Here is an 18,339-nt window from a genome sequence, read left to right on the forward strand (position 1 = left end):
TGCCGCCAGCGTTCAATCTGAGCCATGATCAAACTCTTCAGTTTAAGATCAATGCGATCCTTACTCGCTGCCCGAAGGCAACAAAAGCGGATCAAACTTGGCTCAAGGTTCAAACGAACTTGAAAGATGTGAACATCTTTCTTGTGCGCTTGCCTTGATAATTGGTGATTTATCACCCTCATCGGCAAGCGCCCACATGAATTACCTGATCAAATTGTTAAAGAGCAACTTTCTTAAGTTCGCTGTACTGGCTCGATGACCTGAACCGTGTTGCCTCAGCGAGGAAGGCGTATTCTACGCACTTCCTGGTGTTTGTCAACCGCTGTTTTTTAGCGAGTGAAGCGAGCGATCTAAACGACAACAAGACGGCTCTAACTTCCTGACAAAGCAGAGGTTTTTCAACCTCATTCACCGCTGGTAACGCTGGGCGTCCCCGGCAGCGGATGCGTACTTTACGGATTCGCGGCCGGGTTGGCAAGAGGGTTTTGAAAAAAAAGCGGCAGACGATGCCAAAGGCAAGTCTGCCGCAAACCACCGATCAGTACCCTGACCAGAGAGTGCCTGGTAAACGCCTAGACTTAAATCTCAAAGCCCAAGCCAAAATCTTCGCTCGAGATGGCCATTAAGCTGCCCGCTCCCGCCTGAATCATTGCCGCGTGCGCTTTGGTACGCGGTAACAAGCGCTGGTAATAGAACCGTGCGGTATTCAACTTTGTCTTATAGAACGCGGCATCATCACCGTCCTGGGAGGCAGCCGCCTGCTTGGCAGCACGTGCGAACAGGTAAGCAACCGTCACGTAGCCTGAGTACATCAAGTAATCGACGCTGGCAGCCCCCACCTCTTCACGGTCCTGCATCGCTTTCATACCGATGCCCATGGTGAGCTCGCCCCACTCAGCGTTCAGCTTAGCCAGCGGCTCAATAAATTCTTTCAATGCGGAGTTATCCGCTTCTGCTTTGCAGAACTTGTGAATCTCTTTGGTGAATACTTTCAGCGACTCACCTTGACTCATCAGTACTTTGCGCCCCAGCAGATCAAGCGCTTGAATACCGGTCGTACCTTCATAGAGGCGTGTGATGCGCGCATCGCGTACCAGTTGCTCCATGCCCCACTCTTTAATAAAGCCGTGGCCACCAAAAATCTGCACGCCTTCATTGGTACACTCGAAGCCCACTTCCGTCAGAAACGCTTTCACGATGGGCGTCAGTAGGCCGAGGAGAGTCTCGGCACGCTCTTTCTCTGCCCCCGGCGCGCCGTGCTCAACAATATCCAGCATCTGAGCGGTATACAGCACCAGCATGCGGCCGCCTTCAGCGAAGGCTTTTTGCGTCAGCAGCATACGGCGTACATCAGGGTGCACAATAATAGGATCAGCGACTTTATCCGGCGCTTGGACACCCGACAGCCCGCGCATTTGCAGACGATCGCGCGCATAGCTCAGCGAGTTCTGGAAACTTGCCTCCATCAACCCTAGCCCTTGGATACCTACGCCTAGGCGAGCAGCGTTCATCATGGTGAACATGCAGGCCAGGCCTTTGTTGGGCGCGCCCACTAGGTAACCCGTTGCGCCGTCAAAGTTCATGACGCAGGTGGCATTACCATGGATACCCATTTTGTGCTCAAGCGAACCACAGCTGACGCCATTGCGCTCGCCAGGGTTGCCCGCAGCGTCCGGCAGAAATTTGGGCACAACGAATAGCGAAATACCTTTAGATCCTTCAGGAGCATCTGGAAGTTTGGCCAGCACGAGATGGACGATGTTCTCAGCGAGATTGTGTTCACCGGCTGAGATAAAGATTTTGGTACCCGTAATGTGATAAGCACCATCTTCAGCGGGCACTGCACGGGTTTTGATCAAACCCAGGTCAGTACCGCAGTGCGGCTCCGTCAAGCACATGGTGCCAGTCCAAACACCTTCTACCAGCTTGGTGAGGTATGTCGCCTTCTGCTCATCCGTACCGTGATGACGAAGCGCATCCGCCGCACCATGTGACAAGCCCGGGTACATACCCCACGCTAAGTTAGTAGCGCAGATCATTTCAGAGAGCATCATCGCCAATGAGTGCGGAAGGCCCTGACCACCCTGCTCAGGATCTGCCGCCAAACTCGGCCAACCGCCTTCAACATACTGCTGATAGGCTTCTTTAAATCCTTTAGGAGCTTTCACCTCACCCCCTTCCAGCAAGCACCCCTCCTCATCACCGCTTTGGTTAAGAGGTAGCAGCACCTCACGAGCAAAGCGACCACCCTCTTCCAAAATCGCACTCACGACATCTGGCGAGGCATCTTCACCATTGGGTAATGCGGCGTAGTGGCTTGGGTAATCAAACATTTCGTCCATCACGAAACGTATGTCACGCAGAGGGGCTTGATAGCTGGGCATGTCACTTCTCCTAAACAGGGGGCTGAAAGGGCTGGGCTTTACCAACGGCTTTCAAACACATGTTTGAAAATTAGCGCGCTCACACAGCACAGTCAAGCAGTCGTTTGAATTAAGCTCAAAAACCGACTACAACTTTGGTCGCTATAACTACAATACCCTGTTTTACATACAAAAAAGCCTGCTCGAAATATGAGCAGGCTGGCCAGGAGCAGTGTGCTTAAAACGGATTACTGCATGCGTATACCGCCATCCAAACGAATCACCTCTCCATTAAGCATGGGGTTGGTAATGATTTGCTCTGCTAACAGCGCAAACTCTTCAGGTTTCCCCAAACGCTTGGGGAAAGGCACGGCAGCAGCCAATGCCTGAGCAGCCTCATCCGGGATTTCGCTCATCATTGGCGTCTCAAACACCCCAGGAGCAATCGCCATAACGCGAATGGCATGACGAGATAACTCTCTTGCCGCTGGCAGGCTCATTCCCACAACCCCCGCCTTAGAAGCGCTGTAGGCACACTGCCCCACTTGCCCATCAAACGCCGCAATAGAAGCCGTGTTGATAATCACACCACGCTCACCGCTATCACCGGGCGGGTTGTTAGCCATCGCAGCAGCAGCGAGCCGCATCACATTAAAAGTGCCAACTAAGTTGATATGGACCGTGCGCGCATAGCTATCAAGGTCGGCAGGATTACCTTCTCGATCCACTAACTTGGCGACGCTCACCACACCCGCACAGTGAACCACCCCAGAAAGCCCGCTTTCGCCACCCAACGCCACCGCCGTATTCACCGCCTGCTGCATATCAGCGGCAGAGGTGATATCAGCGACACAGGCTTTAGCCTGAGCACCCAGCTGTTCTGCTAGATTCAACACCCGATCACTCATATCGCACAGCACTACATTGGCACCAGCGTTTACCAGCCGTTCTGCCGTGGCCGCACCAAGACCTGAGGCAGCGCCAGTAATCAAAAACGTACGGTCCTTTACCTGCATAGCACTCTTCCTATGAATTATGAGTTATCGCGCACTTGCTCTGCCGCTTGGGCACGCAGCTTAAAGCGCTGAATCTTGCCGCTGGGGGTTTTAGGTAGCTCATCGACAAACTCAATCACCCTGGGGAAAGCGTGGGTAGAGAGCCGTTCGCGCACCTGCTGGCGAATCTCTTCCGCCAGGGCATCGCTGGGTTCGAAGCCGTCGCGCAACACGATGTAAGATTTAATCACTTCGCCACGAATCTCGTCTGGCTGCCCCACCGCCGCGGATTCCGCCACCGCTGGATGTGTCATCACGCTATTTTCAACGTCTGTCGGGCCCACCCGATAACCTGCAGTAGTGATGATGTCATCGTCGCGGCCTGCGAACTGGAACGAGCCATCCTCATTACGAATCACCACATCGCCGGTCAGGTAGTAACCGTTAACGAAGGGGTCTTTCTCCTGCCAGGTATAGCCTTGGAAAAAGTGGGCGGGTGAGTTCTTGATATCCACCGCCAATACACCGGGCTCACCGGGTGGCAGCTCGTTATATTCCGCATCAAGAATGGCCAGTCGGTAGCCCGGCATAGGAACGCCCATGGCACCTACATGTTTGGGATGCTCAAGAGAGTGGTGGTTATTACAGGTCATCCCGGTTTCCGTTTGGCCGTAATGATCCATCACCGGGCAACCCAACGATTTTTCTACCCAAGTAACGACCTCCGTATTCAGCGGCTCCCCAGCAGAGCTGGCTGCTCTCAGCGTTAAGGTTTGATGGGCGTCATCAAATAAGCCTGACGCTTTCATCAAACGGTATGCCGTAGGTGCCGCTGCAAAATTGGTGATGCGATGGCGCTTCATAAATGCCAGCGCCCCCTCTGCACTAAAACCGGCCTCACAAAAATGCGTGGTAACGCCCAACAGCAGCGGCCCTGCAATCGCATAATAAAGTCCGTAGGCCCAGCCAGGGTCCGCCATATTCCAGAAGCGGTCATCTTCACGAAGGTCAACCGCCAGCTCCATATAGAGCGCAAATGCGGTCATACCCGATAACGGCACGGCGACCCCTTTGGGCTTACCCACCGTGCCGGAAGTAAACATCTGAAGAAACGGCTTATCCGGCGAAAGCCGGGGCGGTGCTTCACTCGTTGACGTATACGTCAATGCGATCTGCCAATCGAGGTCGTTGGCATGCTCACTGGTTGCACCGCCCACGGCTAAAACGGGCGGACACTGGCTCAACCCATCAAACTTGTAGCGATTGGCATGATCGGTAATAACCAACTTGGTATCGGCACGGCTAAGACGGTAATCCACGGCGTCCGGCCCAAAGGCAGTAAACAGCGGCTGGTAGACGGCCCCAATGCGCCACGTTGCCAGCACGGTGATCAGCAAATTAACAGAACGAGGCAGCATGCAGGCAATCCGGTCGCCTTCACCGAACCCTTGGCTTTTGAACCAGCCCGCCAATTGGCCGCTCTGCTGATCAAGTTCGGAATAGGTCAGCGTATAGGTTTGGCCCTGGGTATCTTCATGTACTAGCGCCAATACATCACCACGCCCTTGGCGCACATGCCGTCCACAACAGGCGTCAAAGGCGTTTAAATATCCATCCTGATGGTCGTCAAGTTTGGCGATAACGCTATCAACCGAAAAGCTTTCAAAAAAAGTCGAATACGGGGGAAGTGACGTGGCTGTTGCTGTCATGACGGCTCTCTTATGTTGTTGGTCGTGAGCACTCGGGCAGGCAGGATTCAACGTAGTGCTGGCATTATTGTGCGTTTACGTTAACGGAAACCTACCGATAGACCAACGCTAAAAGCATTTACCCAAGAGCGCAAGCCACAAGCGCGGCCATGAGGTTAGACGTTGGTCGATTGGGAAGAGACAGCGCCAAGCATTAGCGCGACAGGATCATTGCCACCAGCTCATCAGCAAGGTCGTCTGGGGTGCGCGGGCCATTGGGGTCATACCAACGAACGGTCCAGTTCAACGCGCCTAAAATAAAGCGGGAAACGAGGAAGCGGTCGCCATGAATCAACCCTTCCGCCAGAGCATCATCAATCACCTCAACCCACATCGCCTCATAAGCATCGCGTAGGTGGCTAAGGTGGGCGCTGGCAGCGGGGTCTAACCGTCGCCATTCAAACAGCGCCACCACGTGAGCATTACGATCTGCAAACAGCGTTTCCAGGTGCGCCCTTGCCATGGCATGCAGCCGAGCTTCTGCACTGTCGGGGCAAGATTGCAACGCGGCTTTTGCGATGCCTAGTGCGTTCTGAGTGCCCTCCTCAATCACTGCTGCCAGAATTTCCTGCTTATCTTTGAAGTGGTGAAACAGGCTGCCGGACTTGATGCCCATTTCCTGGGCCAACATGCGCACCGTGGTGCGATCAAAGCCCTCTTGGACGAATAGCTGAGCTGCTAAGCGCGTCAATTCCTTGCGGCGAGGAGATGCATTCATTACATTCATGTCATTTACACTAGCGCTTGCTTGGTTACTTAGGAGAAGACCACAGCCCCGCGAATGGGTCAACGCATCGCTAATCGCTCAGCCAGATAATCACAAAAAATCTATCAGGAGATAGAATGAGTAGCGCTACCGACGTCGTCTTTTTATCCGCCGCCCGCACCCCAATGGGCGGTATGATGGGCAGCCTTTCCAGCATGAGCGCCCCCGAACTTGCCGCAGTTGCCATCCGTGCCGCTATTGAACGCGCAGGTATCGACGCTGCCGCTATTGAAGAGGGCATCATGGGCTGCGTTTTGCCTGCTGGCGTTAAACAGGGCCCCGCACGCCAGGCGATGCGCCAAGCAGGCATTCCCGATGCCAACGGTGCCACCACCATCAATAAACTCTGCGGGTCAGGCATGAAAGCCACCATGCTCGCACATGATTTGATCAAGGCCGGTAGCGGAGAGATTTTATTAGCAGGCGGCATGGAGTCTATGTCGAATGCGCCTCATGTACTCACTAAGGCACGCGGCGGCTATCGACTGGGCCACGGCGAGCTCAAAGATCATATGTTCCTGGATGGCCTTGAAGATGCCGAAACCGGCAAACTGATGGGCGCCTTTGCGCAGGATGTAGCTACAGAGCGCGGCTATACCCGCGAGCGGCTGGATGACTTCGCCATTGCTTCCCTGGAACGAGCGATGGCTGCCACCAACAATGGCGATTTAGATGCCGAAATGGCCCCTGTCACGGTCACCACGCGCCAGGGCGACACCGTTGTTTCTCACGATGAGCAGCCCTTCCAAGCCAAGCTGGATAAAATCCGCCAGCTGCGTCCTGCATTTGCTAAAGATGGCACCATCACAGCAGCTAACTCTAGCTCCATCTCCGATGGTGCATCAGCGCTCATCTTAGCAAGCCACGAAGCCGCACAGCGCCATGGTGTTAAACCGCTGGCAAAAATGCTTGGACACGCCACCCACTCACGTCATCCCAGCGAATTTACCATTGCCCCTGTAGGCGCGATTGAAAAGCTGATGAAAAAGCTTGGCTGGGGAGTCAACGACGTCGATCTGTTTGAGATCAATGAAGCCTTCGCCGTCGTGACCCTCATGGCCATAGACGACCTGGGCTTACCCCATGAGAAGGTGAACGTGTTTGGCGGTGCTTGCGCTCAAGGTCACCCCATTGGCTCCACCGGCTCCCGTATTATCGCCACGCTAATTCATGCCCTGCGCACGAAAGGCGGCAAACGCGGTATTGCCAGCCTTTGCATTGGCGGCGGTGAAGCCACCGCCGTTGCCGTTGAGCTCATGGATTAAACACTCACCGCAGCATCACACAGTACAGTGCCCATCCGCGTCTTGGCAGCCACTATGCCAAGGCGCGCATATCGTCTTTATGATCGCGATTACTCAATTCAGCGCTGGCCATTGCCTGCCAATCCAACTGCTCCAGAGGCTGCTCCGCCTCTTCGTCATCATGTACGTCAGGTACTGGGGCCTCCTCAATAATACGGAACTGTCCCGCGTACTCACGCATCTGCAGCGCCTCTTGGGTTAACCCCTCGGCGCTTTGTGCCGTTTGGTTGACCAAGCGCATCGTATCTTGAGTCGTCGCGTCGATTTGCGTGACAGCAACGTTCACTTCTTCAATACCGCGACGCTGCTCTTCAGAGGCTTTGGCCATTTGCGCCATCAAGTGTTCTACCTGAGTCGCCGCTTGCATGATTGCCCGAGTGTGCTCGCCTGCCTGTTGAGAAAGTTCGCTACCCTGCTCAACGCTTTTACTCGAGGCCTCAATACGTGCACGAACATCGTGAGCAGCATCGGCACTGCGCGTTGCCAGCGCCCTAACTTCACTAGCCACTACAGCAAATCCGCGTCCATGCTCGCCAGCCCGCGCCGCCTCTACAGAGGCGTTCAATGCCAAAATATTGGTTTGGAACGCAATGCTTTCGATCACCTTGATAATGCTTTGAATTTCTTCGGAGTGCTCGTTGATAGACTGCATGGTGGCAATAAACTGAGCGATCACTTCATCGCCCTGCTGCGCTTTGTGAGACACGTCGGTGGTAGAGCGATTTACATGCGCGGCGCTTTCTGCGTTTTGATTCACCGTCGCGGTGAGCTGCTCAAGGCTAGCAGCCATTTGCTGAAGCGCTGATACCTGAGAATCGGTTTGTCCAGCCAACTGCTGGCTTTGCGTCGCCATGGCTTGGCTGTCGCTATACACCTGCTGGCTGCTGTTATTGAGATGATTCACGGTGGTGGTTAATGAACGCTGCATATTCGCCAGCTCGCTAAACAGCTGGCCAATTTCATTATTGGCGTGCGCCTCTACCGGAGAGGATAAATCGCCCTTAGCAATACGTTTAAAGTGTTGAGTAATAACCCGCAGCGGCCGCAAAACGTTCCGACGTACGCCCCATACGACTAGGCCTACGACTAGCAGCGCCAGCACGACGACACCCACCACTCCCATGAAGAGCAGCGATGAAACGTTCTCGAAACGCTCAGACAAACCAGCGCCACGGGCCACTGAATAGCCGTAAAACGCTTCCGCGGTGTTAACGAACTGCTGACTGCTATCATCCACCCGAGATTCGCCAGAGAGAAAGCCACGCACATCGCGCTCTTCTAGCATCATCATCTGCAGGCTAAGGTTGTTATTTACCAGGGATTGAAAATTGCTCGCCAACTGGCCGACCAGCTCGGGCTGCTCCCCCTCCGGAAAGCTCGCTTGGAAAGCTTCAAAATGCGTGGCCGCCGATGCCAGCAACCGATCCGACTCTTCCAGAAGCGGCTCTGGACGATCAAACGAGGGAGTGCGAATCAGCTCAGCTGCCCGATTCATCTGTACCCTGGCACGCAACAGCTGTGTGTAAGCGCTATTTAGCTCGCGCACCTGAGCCATGTCGCGTTGTTGCATCGATGTAAAGGCATCGCGGCCAAACTGGTTGGCAAAAAGCCCTAAGCCACCAATGGCAAGCACAAGGCAAGTAAAAGTCACGAGTACCAGCGTCCAACTCGCCTTGACGCTTAAATTATTGATAAATTTCATGGTGCACCCTGTCGAGATAGAAATGATCAGCTTTTTTGCAGCGGTAGCCACAGCTGTAAACGGCGGCGGATCTCGAACAGCGCCTGCTCGTAAGCGTCCAACTTACTGATCAGACGAGGGTCACGGATGTCCCAGAATAAAATTTCGCCTGCTTTCCCTTGCCAATCGCGGCACGCCTGCTGAGCTTTGTCACACAGCACGATCACTACGTCGAACGCTTCGTTCTCGAACTGATCCAGCGACTTACTGTGCAGCCCCTCTGTCGAAAGACCCTGCTTTTTTAAGGCTTCAAGGGTTAGCGCATGAGGCTCGTCGGGTTCAGAGCCTGCACTGAAGGATTCGAAGCGATCACCGGCCATATGGCGAAGTAGCACTTCTCCCATGAGAGAGCGCGCAGAATTGGCATTACAGAGAAAGAGCACGCGACGCTTCGACATAATTCAACAACCTCTTATTTAATTTTACATCGCCACCATACGCCCAGATGATGACGGAGATATTGCAGCTCAAGCAGGCGGCTAGAAATATACGAAAAAACATATATCATGAAAGCCATCTATTGCTGCTTTCACCAAGGAGCCCCCATGGCCCTGCTTGCGGATTTACCCAATCTCGACCCTGAGCTCTTCCAAGCCCCTAGCCTCGAATCATTGGGGTTACCGCCCTCTTCGCGCCCTGCACCAAAGGTGCTGCTGCTGTACGGATCACTACGCGAGCGCTCATTTAGTCGCTTGGCGGTTGAAGAGGCCGCCCGCCTGCTGAACGCGATGGGCGCTGAAACACACATTTTTAACCCGCGTGGCCTGCCGCTTCCTGATGCCGAAGATGCCAGCCACCCTAAGGTGGAAGAGCTGCGCTCCCTAGCACAGTGGGCAGATGGGATGGTGTGGTGCTCGCCAGAGCGTCACGGGGCGATGACAGGCATTATGAAAGCACAAATTGATTGGATACCCCTGGCTTTGGGCGGCGTACGCCCTACCCAAGGCAAAACCCTGGCCGTGATGCAGGTCTGCGGTGGTTCACAATCTTTTAACACGGTGAACCAGCTGCGCATTTTGGGCCGCTGGATGCGCATGGTGACGATCCCTAACCAATCGTCCGTGCCCAAAGCCTTTATGGAGTTCGATGACAACGACCGCATGAAGCCCTCGCCGTTTTATGATCGCATCGTGGATGTCATGGAAGAACTCGTAAAATTCACTCTACTGGTACGAGAGCGCAGCGACCTGCTCACCGACCGATACTCAGAGCGTAAAGAGAGCGCCGAAGAGCTCTCCAAGCGCGTTAACCAGCGGGCCATATAATCAAGGAGCGAGCATGTCACATCAGGAGAAGGCAGCCCCCAGCAGTGCTGATATGGGGCTTTTTGAACGCTATCTGTCGCTTTGGGTCGCCGCTGCGATTGTGGCCGGTATTGCGCTAGGCCAGTGGGCTCCCGCCATTCCCGAGGCTCTTTCACGCTTTGAATACGCGCAGGTGTCGATTCCGATCGCTGTACTGATATGGGCGATGATTTTTCCCATGATGGCGCAAATTGACTTTAGCGCGATCGCTGGCGTGCGCCGCCAGCCAAAAGGGCTGGCCATCACCACCACGGTGAACTGGCTCATCAAACCCTTCACCATGTTTGCCCTAGCATGGCTATTTTTTTATGGTGATTTTTAAACCTTGGATTCCTGATGCGCTGGCCAGCCAGTACCTTGCGGGGGCCATTTTGCTGGGTGCGGCGCCCTGCACCGCGATGGTTTTCGTCTGGAGCTACCTTACCCGTGGCGATGCGGCCTACACGCTGGTACAAGTCGCCCTCAACGACCTGATCATGCTGTTTGCCTTTGCGCCGATCGTGGTCTTTCTGCTGGGTATTTCCAATATTCAGGTACCCTGGGATACGGTGCTGCTGTCGGTAGTGCTCTACATCGTCATTCCCCTGGCGGCAGGTTACCTCACGCGGAAAACCCTTATCGCTAAGCGCGGTGCCGATTGGTACGACAACGTCTTTATGAAGCGCATTGGCCCGGTCACGCCGATGGGGCTGATCATTACCCTGGTACTGCTTTTCGCGTTTCAGGGCGATGTCATTCTGAACAATCCGCTGCATATTGTGCTTATCGCCATTCCGCTAATTCTGCAGACGTTTTTAATCTTCTTCATTGCCTATGGCTGGGCGAAAGCGTGGCGCGTCCCGCACAATATTGCCGCACCCGGGGCGATGATTGGCGCCAGCAACTTTTTTGAGCTTGCCGTGGCCGCCGCCATTGCGCTGTTTGGTCTGCAATCGGGCGCTGCTCTAGCAACGGTGGTGGGTGTACTGGTAGAGGTACCGCTGATGCTGGCCCTGGTGCGCATTGCCAATAACACGCGTCAGCACTTCCCTACTCATGCTTAAGGAGCCTGCTTGATGGCGCACTATTTGATTTTTCTCGGCTCAACCAGAACGTCAACGCCTCCCGCGCCTGCTCGCCTGGGCGAGCGGGTAGCCAAAGCGTGCTTGCAGTTACTCAGCGCACAGCGCGATACGACGGCGGAGATTATTGACCCGCTCTCACTCGATTTGAGCGGCCCGTTTAAACCGCATTTTGCCTACTCCGCCTCTACGGTTCCGGATGATCTGGACGCCCTGGCAATAAAAATTGATCAAGCAGATGGCTACGTCATGGTCAGCCCTGAGTACAACCACGCCATGAGCCCAGCACTGAGTCATTTACTGAATCACTTTGGCGCGTCGCTATTTGCGTTCAAACCCAGTGCCATTGTCACCTACTCCATGGGCCAGTGGGGCGGTGCCCGCGCTGCGGTGAATATGCGCTCCTTTCTGTCTGAGCTGGGCTGCTTGCCTGTCTCAGCGATGATACATATCCCAAAGGCTCATGAAGCCCTCGATAACGATGGACAATTTCATGCAGAGCAAGAGCGCTGGGAAGGCTATTTTGGTCGGACGCTAGTGCAATTGATGTGGTGGGCAAACGCCGCCAAAGCGTATAAAGCCGAGCAAGACCCCACCCGCTTATCCCCTGCTATCAATCAAACTCCTAGTCAGCGTGACGCTCCTCCATGTCAGTAATCATTTATCACAACCCTAACTGCGGCACATCGCGCAATACCCTGGCCATGATCAAGGCATCAGGGGAGTCCCCTGAAGTGATCCTCTACCTTGAAACACCGCCTAGCCGAGAGCGATTGGTAGAGCTACTGGCGATGATGAAGCTACCACCGCGAGAGCTGCTGCGCCGCAAAGGCACGCCTTACGATGAACTCACATTGGATGACCCGACGTTAAGCGATGATCAGCTTATCGACGCCATGATGGCACATCCAATCCTCATCAATCGCCCTATCGTCATCACACCCAAAGGCGCAAAACTCTGCCGACCTTCCGAACAGGTGTTGACGCTGCTGGACCGGCCGGTGGCACACTTTGTGAAAGAGGATGGTGAGCATGTTGCCTATCCACCGACGTAAGGGGCGCTCAAGAAGCGATGGACCCGATCATTGAAATAGAAGAAAAAGCTGCCGCTTTTATCAAGCAACAAGGGGGTGTGGTCACGGTACGGTTTTCACCCCGTCACGGCTGCTGCGGCGGCACGTCGCGCATCGCCATCGCTGAGACATCTACCCCCAAAGAGACCTCAACATTTGAATGCCACCAGATGGAAGAAACAACGCTCTGGATAGCGCCAGAGCTTACCTATCAGGGCTTACGACTCCGGGTGGAAGGGTGGTGGAAGCTGCAGCGGCTATTCGTCGATGGTGCCCCGCTACGCGCTGGGCACTAGGACACGCCCGCGCCGTGAATCGGCATGGTGCACATCGCTCACGCTGCCTGCTTAGGCAATGCAAGGGCCATCATAGAGCTTGCCGCCACCAAGGCAGCCGCCACCCAAAGGCAGGCACTCAGGCCGTATTCCATGTAGAGCCACCCGGAGAGCAGCGTGCCGACCAAGCGCCCCATGGCATTGGCCATATAGTAAAACCCGACGTCCATCGAGACGCCGTCAGCGCGGGCATAGTGAACGATCAGATAACTGTGCCAACTGGAGTTCACGGCAAACAGCACGCCAAACGCCAACAGGCCCACCACCAGCCAGCCCACCTGCGCCAAGGGAAGTAGCGCAAGCAGAATGGCCAGAACGGCCAGGGCGGCGGCCCAGCCAGCGGTGATGGTTCGCGCATCGCCTTTTAGCAGGGCTGTGAGTTTTGGTGCTTGGGTTTGTACGCCACCATAGCCGATGATCCAGGCCGCCAATAGGCCACCTACGGTCCAGTGGCTCCAGCCGTGTTGATCATAAAGAAAGACCGGCAGCGCCACGACAAACCACACATCACGAGAAGCAAACAGACAAAACCGCGCGGCCGAGAGCACGTTGATGGCGCGGGATTTTGAAAAGATCTCATAGAACTTGGGTTTGACTTTTTGCTTGCCTAAATCTGCTTTGAGGCGCCAGAGCGATAGTAGCAGCACAGCACCCAGCATGATGGCCATGGCAATGACCGCCCCACGAAAGCCAATCAACGTGAGCAGTACACCGCCAACGAAAAAGCCCAGGCCTTTCAGGGCATTTTTAGAGCCGGTCAACATAGCGACCCAGCGGTATAAGGCGCTGTTGGCATTGGCACTCGTGGCCGGCACCAGCACCTTCACGGCGCTTTTAGCGCTCATTTTATTGAGGTCTTTGGCAATGCCCGACAGCGCCTGGGCGGCCATTACCCACACAACGGTCAGCATACCAGCAGGGACCATTAGCATGGCGAGCGCCACAATTTGCAGCCCTAGCCCCACATTCATAGTGCGGTTCAAGCCCAGTCTCGCCCCTAGCCAGCCGCCCACCAAGTTCGTTACCACGCCAAACGCTTCATAGAACAGAAACAGCATGGCGATTTGCAGCGGCGAGTAGCCGAGCTGGTGGAAATACATTACCACCAGCATCCGCAGCGCGCCGTCGGTAATGGTGAACGCCCAGTAGTTGCCGGTAATCAGCATGTACTGGCGCACCTCGAACGGTAGCGCCTTGACGTTATCCAGCAGCGATTCAGCCACGACCAACCGGCTCCCCACCCACCATAAGTGCCAGCTCGGCGGTACGATTGGCGTAACCCCACTCATTGTCGTACCACGCGTAGAGCTTTAACTGAGTGCCGTTCACCACCATGGTAGAGAGGGCATCAATAATCGAGCTACGCGGGTCCGTACGGTAGTCAATCGATACCAGCGGGCGCTCTTCATAGCCCAGAATGCCTTTGAGGGGGCCATCGGCGGCAGCTTGAGCGCTTGATTCACCTCATCAACGGTCACTTCTCGTTCAAGCTCGAACACCATATCGGTGAGCGATGCATTAGCCAGCGGTACGCGGATCGCGTGGCCGTTAAGTTTGCCTTCCAGTTCAGGGAAAATTGCCGTAATGGCTTTCGCCGAGCCCGTGGTAGTAGGGATGAGACTCATGCCGCAGGCGCGGGCACGACGCAGGTCTTTATGAGGTGCATCCAAAATGGTTTGGGTATTGGTAATGTCATGCACGGTGGTCATGGAACCGTGACGAATACCAAAATGCTCAAGAATCACTTTGACGACCGGCGCTAGGCAGTTAGTGGTGCAGCTAGCGGCCGTGACAATACGGTGCTTGGCTGGCTCAAACAGGTGGTCATTCACACCCACCACCACATTGAGCACGCCCTCCTCTTTCACCGGCGCACTCACCACCACGCGCCCAACGCCTTGATCCAGGTAAGCATTCAGCTTGTCGGTACTTTTCATTTTGCCGGAGCACTCGATGACCACATCGCAGCTGGACCAATCGCTTTCCGCAATGGTTTTATGAGTGCTAAAGGCCACCTCATGTCCATCAATGACAATGGCATCCTGACGCGCTGCCATGCCCTGCCCCGGCGCCCATTGGCCGTGGACGGAATCAAACTCCAATAAATGGGCAAAGGTGGCCGCATCACCACCGGGGTCGTTAATACGCACCAACGTCACCTCGCCTGCCGCTACCTGCGACCAAAGGCTGCGCAGCGCTAGGCGTCCAATACGGCCAAATCCGTTAATACCGATGCGAAGTGACATAGGGTTGTCTCCAAGTATGCAATAAAGGCCAAGCCTACCGCTTATATACGAAAAAACATATATCAACAGTCAAAAAAACGCTGCTTGAAAGCCCGCCATGACAGCGGGCCAACAAACAGCGGTCTATTTAGCCGTAACGGCCAGAAATATAGTCTTCGGTTTTCTTCTGTGCCGGGGTCGAGAACATTACTTTCGTATCGTTGTACTCGATGATTTCCCCCAGATGGAAGAAAGCCGTGTAGTCCGCCACGCGCGCCGCCTGCTGCATGTTGTGCGTCACGGTCACGATGGTGAACTGCTCTTTCAGCTTATCCATCAAATCTTCGATGGTGGCCGTGGAGATCGGGTCCAGGGCTGAGGTCGGTTCATCCATCAAAATGACGTCAGGCTGAACAGCAATCGCCCGTGCGATGCACAGACGCTGCTGCTGACCACCAGAGAGCGAGGTGCCCGGCTCTTGCAGCTTGTCTTTCACTTCGTTCCACAAACCGGCATCGCGCAGGGCCTTCTCGACCAGCTCATCTTGATCGGCTTTACGGCTCACCAAATCGTGCATACGCGGTGCGTAGGCGATGTTCTCGTAGATAGATTTCGGGAACGGGTTCGGCTTCTGGAACACCATCCCTACCCGGCGGCGCAGCGCCACTTCATCCATCTTGCCAGCATTCACATCCTGGCCGTCCATCTCTACCAGACCTTCAATATGCACGCTGGGAATCAAGTCGTTCATACGGTTCAAGCAGCGCAAAAAGGTCGATTTACCGCACCCCGAAGGGCCAATCAGCGCGGTCACGTTCTTCTGGAACAGGTCGATGTTCAGCCCTTTCAGTGCTTGGCTCTTGCCGTACCACAGGTTGAGGTCGCGAACACGAATACTAAGGTCGTGACATGCTTGCTCGTTACGCGTGTAGGGCTGGCCAACGTCTGGTGCATGCTGCTGATTCATAACGGGTGCTTGGCTATTCATAAGGTGTCCTCTTGGGCGCCGGCTTACCAGCGGCGCTCGAATTTCTTGCGTAGCACAACGGCAAAGGCGTTGAGCGAAATCAGCACAGACAGTAGCACTAGGATGCCACCAGCGGTTTTTTCAACGAAGGCCTGCTCCGGCTCGCCTGACCAGGTAAAGATCTGCGCGGGCATGACCGTGGCTGCCTGGGTAAAGGAAGCGCTGACATCCGGAATGAAGGCCACCATCCCCACAATGATCAGCGGTGCAGTTTCACCCATCGCCTGCGCTAGGCCAATGATCGAACCAGTCATGATACCGGGCATCGCTAGCGGAAGAACGTGATCACGAACCACTTGCCAGCGCGAGCAACCTACACCAAATGCCGCATGGCGAATGGAGTCCGGCACGCTACGCAGTGCCGTACGGGTGGCAATGATGATGACGGGAAGGGTCATCAGCGCCAGCGTCATACCGCCTGCCAGCGGAGATGAGCGTGGTACACCAAAGAAGTTGATAAAGATCGCCAGACCTAACAAACCAAACAGAATCGATGGGATCGCTGCTAGGTTGTTGATGTTGATCTCGATCAGCTGTGTAAAGCGGTTATCCGGGGCAAACTCTTCCAGATAAATAGCCGTCATTACACCGATGGGGAAAGAGATCAGCAGCGTCACAATCATGGTCATGATGGTACCGACCACCGCCGATAAGATACCGGCGTTCTCGGCAATCTTCGAATCCCCTGAACCGAAGAACGTTTTGTTGAAGCGCAAATCAACCTGACCTGCAGCAACACGCTCATCGATTTCGGCTTTTTCTTCATCGCTCAGGCGGTTACGATGCCCTTTCAGGTACTGATCCACTTCACTGGTGGCCAGCATCCAGCGCTGCTCGGAGGTACCGATCATTTCTGGGTTGTTGCGCAGCTGTAGCGGAATAACGCGTACCACCGTGCGGCTAATCAGCGGCAGCAGCTCCTCCTCAAACGCTAGGCGACCATCGCGGCTCGCTTCTTCGGTGTAGCGAACTTCGGTATTGATATAGGCCTGCTGGAAAGCAGGTAGGCCTTTGCTCAGCATGTCAGCAAAGAACAGCACTAAGAACAGGCCTGCTAAGCCCAGCGCGCCCATGGAGATCCACTTCAGGCGTGCCGACTTACGGTGACGCCGCTTAAGCTGCTGGCTGATCTCGTCAAAAGAGTGGCTCATCGAATCAGTTCCTCGGCGTTACAGGTTGTTCACGCGGTATTTTTCGCGGAAGCGGCGGATCATTAGTACAGATACCAGGTTGAGCGTTAGAGTCACAACGAACAGCACCAGGCCCAGGGCGAACGCTGACAGCGTCTCAGCACTCTCGAACTCTTGGTCGCCCGTGAGTGATGCCACGATGCGTACGGTCACGGTGGTCATGTCCTCTAGCGGGTTGGCCGTTAGGTTCGGGCGCATACCCGCCGCCATCACCACAATCATGGTTTCACCCAGCGCTCGGGACATGCCTAGCAGTGCGGCGGAAATGATACCGGGCAGTGCCGCAGGTATGACCACGTCCCGGATGGTTTCACCTTTCGTCATCCCTAGTGCCAGCGAGCCTTGACGCATGCTGTCAGGCACAGAGTTGATCACGTCATCAGAGAGCGACGAGATGAACGGGATGATCATGATGCCCATCACGATGCCAGGGGCAACGGCGTTGTTGTAAGAGGCATCCAGACCAAAGAAGCCAGCAATATTGACGATAATCGGCGCGACGGTAATGGCGGCGAAGAAACCGTAAACCACCGTGGGAATACCTGCCAACACCTCAAGCACCGGCTTAGCAATCGTGCGCACCCGCTGTGGAGCGTACTCCGACATGTAAATAGCCGACAGCAGGCCAATGGGCACCGCCACCAGCAGGGCAATCGCGGTGATCATGAAGGTACCGGCGAACAGCGGCACTGAGCCAAACTGCGCGCCACTACCATCGCCGCGTCCGGCGGCAGCTAGGAAGCTCGCCCCAGGGTTCCAGGTTGTACCGGTAATGAACTCCCAGAAGCTGTGCATTTGGAAAAAGCGCAGGGCTTCCGAAATGATCGAAAACAGAATACCGAAGGTAGTAAAGATCGATATCATCGCGGCGCCGGTTAGCACCCAGCGAATCACGCGTTCAATGGCTTGGCGAGCGTGAAAATGGGGCTTCACTTGAGCCACACCAACCGCCAAACCAGCCGCAGCGACCACTAAACTGGCTGCTAATAAATACATGGGCGGAATATCTGCGCCCAACAGTAATAACAGTAGCGAGCCTAGCGCCCCCACCAGCACCGCAGGGCCTGCTGTTGAGAGAACAGCAAACCACGCATATTGGTCAGGCTGTGCATACATCGCCGCGCCAGAAGCACGGACCCGCGCACGCGCTCGGCCCACAAAAASGCCACATAGCCCAGCAGCAAGAGCACTGTGCAAAAGAAGTAAA

15 protein-coding genes and 2 pseudogenes are annotated in these 18,339 nt (G+C 55.1%); 6 read left to right on the forward strand and 11 right to left on the reverse strand.

Annotation, left to right across the window (positions count from 1 at the left end):
• Window positions 1-578: 578 nt before the first annotated feature.
• The 4 genes from A3220_RS03955 to A3220_RS03970 all read right to left on the reverse strand — a co-directional run bounded on the left by A3220_RS03955 (window position 579) and on the right by A3220_RS03970 (window position 5,824).
• The gene (locus A3220_RS03955; RefSeq protein WP_062359107.1) at window positions 579-2,384 is read right to left on the reverse strand and encodes an acyl-CoA dehydrogenase C-terminal domain-containing protein; all 1,806 of its coding nucleotides are present in this window, start codon (window positions 2,382-2,384) and stop codon (window positions 579-581) included.
• A 227-nt stretch (window positions 2,385-2,611) separates the two neighbouring features.
• Window positions 2,612-3,379 (reverse strand): SDR family NAD(P)-dependent oxidoreductase, encoded by a 768-nt coding sequence (locus A3220_RS03960; protein ID WP_054645179.1) that lies wholly within the window; start codon window positions 3,377-3,379, stop codon window positions 2,612-2,614.
• A 17-nt stretch (window positions 3,380-3,396) separates the two neighbouring features.
• A complete protein-coding gene (locus A3220_RS03965) occupies window positions 3,397-5,067 on the reverse strand; it encodes an AMP-binding protein (RefSeq protein ID WP_062359108.1) in 1,671 nt (556 codons plus the stop codon).
• Between the two features lie 193 nt (window positions 5,068-5,260).
• Window positions 5,261-5,824, reverse strand: coding sequence for a TetR/AcrR family transcriptional regulator (locus tag A3220_RS03970; RefSeq protein ID WP_062373313.1), 564 nt, complete (start codon window positions 5,822-5,824; stop codon window positions 5,261-5,263).
• A 125-nt stretch (window positions 5,825-5,949) separates the two neighbouring features.
• Between A3220_RS03970 and A3220_RS03975 the strand changes: the two genes are divergently transcribed.
• Window positions 5,950-7,137 (forward strand): acetyl-CoA C-acyltransferase, encoded by a 1,188-nt coding sequence (locus A3220_RS03975; protein ID WP_062373315.1) that lies wholly within the window; start codon window positions 5,950-5,952, stop codon window positions 7,135-7,137.
• Between the two features lie 52 nt (window positions 7,138-7,189).
• Here A3220_RS03975 and A3220_RS03980 read toward each other — a convergent pair whose 3' ends face one another.
• Together A3220_RS03980 and A3220_RS03985 are read right to left on the reverse strand one after the other, a co-directional pair.
• Window positions 7,190-8,878 carry a methyl-accepting chemotaxis protein gene (locus A3220_RS03980; protein ID WP_062359110.1) on the reverse strand — a complete coding sequence of 563 codons (1,689 nt, stop codon included), beginning with the start codon at window positions 8,876-8,878 and terminating at the stop codon, window positions 7,190-7,192.
• 26 nt (window positions 8,879-8,904) lie between these two features.
• Window positions 8,905-9,315 (reverse strand): arsenate reductase ArsC, encoded by a 411-nt coding sequence (locus A3220_RS03985; RefSeq protein WP_044630102.1) that lies wholly within the window; start codon window positions 9,313-9,315, stop codon window positions 8,905-8,907.
• Between the two features lie 147 nt (window positions 9,316-9,462).
• Here A3220_RS03985 and arsH point away from each other — a divergent pair, with 147 nt between their 5' ends.
• The 5 genes and pseudogenes from arsH (at window position 9,463) to A3220_RS04010 (ending at window position 12,651) form a co-directional block, all read left to right on the forward strand.
• Entirely contained in the window at window positions 9,463-10,182 is a 720-nt protein-coding gene (gene arsH, locus A3220_RS03990; RefSeq protein ID WP_054641343.1) for an arsenical resistance protein ArsH, read from the forward strand.
• A gap of 13 nt (window positions 10,183-10,195) precedes the next feature.
• Window positions 10,196-11,264 (forward strand): annotated as a pseudogene (gene arsB / locus A3220_RS03995) (ACR3 family arsenite efflux transporter).
• A gap of 12 nt (window positions 11,265-11,276) precedes the next feature.
• Window positions 11,277-11,939, forward strand: a complete 663-nt coding sequence (locus A3220_RS04000; protein WP_062359112.1) for an NAD(P)H-dependent oxidoreductase — start codon at window positions 11,277-11,279, stop codon at window positions 11,937-11,939.
• A complete protein-coding gene (arsC, locus tag A3220_RS04005) occupies window positions 11,930-12,337 on the forward strand; it encodes an arsenate reductase (glutaredoxin) (protein WP_054645178.1) in 408 nt (135 codons plus the stop codon). The genes A3220_RS04000 and arsC overlap by 10 nt, the downstream gene beginning before the upstream one ends.
• A gap of 17 nt (window positions 12,338-12,354) precedes the next feature.
• Complete coding sequence (locus tag A3220_RS04010; RefSeq protein WP_062359113.1) at window positions 12,355-12,651, forward strand: CC/Se motif family (seleno)protein; 297 nt, start codon at window positions 12,355-12,357, stop codon at window positions 12,649-12,651.
• A gap of 38 nt (window positions 12,652-12,689) precedes the next feature.
• On the opposite strand, the gene arsJ is transcribed toward A3220_RS04010, so the two are convergent.
• From arsJ to pstC, 5 genes and pseudogenes are all read right to left on the reverse strand, one after another.
• A complete protein-coding gene (gene arsJ, locus A3220_RS04015; RefSeq protein WP_044630108.1) occupies window positions 12,690-13,913 on the reverse strand; it encodes an organoarsenical effux MFS transporter ArsJ in 1,224 nt (407 codons plus the stop codon).
• Between the two features lie 130 nt (window positions 13,914-14,043).
• Window positions 14,044-14,936 (reverse strand): annotated as a pseudogene (locus A3220_RS04020) (ArsJ-associated glyceraldehyde-3-phosphate dehydrogenase); the annotation flags it as partial.
• A gap of 127 nt (window positions 14,937-15,063) precedes the next feature.
• On the reverse strand, window positions 15,064-15,903 hold the full coding sequence (pstB, locus tag A3220_RS04025) for a phosphate ABC transporter ATP-binding protein PstB (RefSeq protein WP_044630110.1): 840 nt from the start codon (window positions 15,901-15,903) through the stop codon (window positions 15,064-15,066).
• 23 nt (window positions 15,904-15,926) lie between these two features.
• Window positions 15,927-17,093, reverse strand: coding sequence for a phosphate ABC transporter permease PstA (pstA, locus tag A3220_RS04030; RefSeq protein WP_044630111.1), 1,167 nt, complete (start codon window positions 17,091-17,093; stop codon window positions 15,927-15,929).
• Window positions 17,094-17,111: 18 nt separating this feature from the next.
• Window positions 17,112-18,329, reverse strand: coding sequence for a phosphate ABC transporter permease subunit PstC (pstC, locus tag A3220_RS04035; RefSeq protein WP_062373317.1), 1,218 nt, complete (start codon window positions 18,327-18,329; stop codon window positions 17,112-17,114).
• Window positions 18,330-18,339: the final 10 nt, after the last annotated feature.

Origin of the sequence: Halomonas sp. KX33721, from assembly GCF_001596805.1 — a bacterium.
Classification (GTDB): Bacteria; Pseudomonadota; Gammaproteobacteria; order Pseudomonadales; family Halomonadaceae; genus Vreelandella; species Vreelandella aquamarina.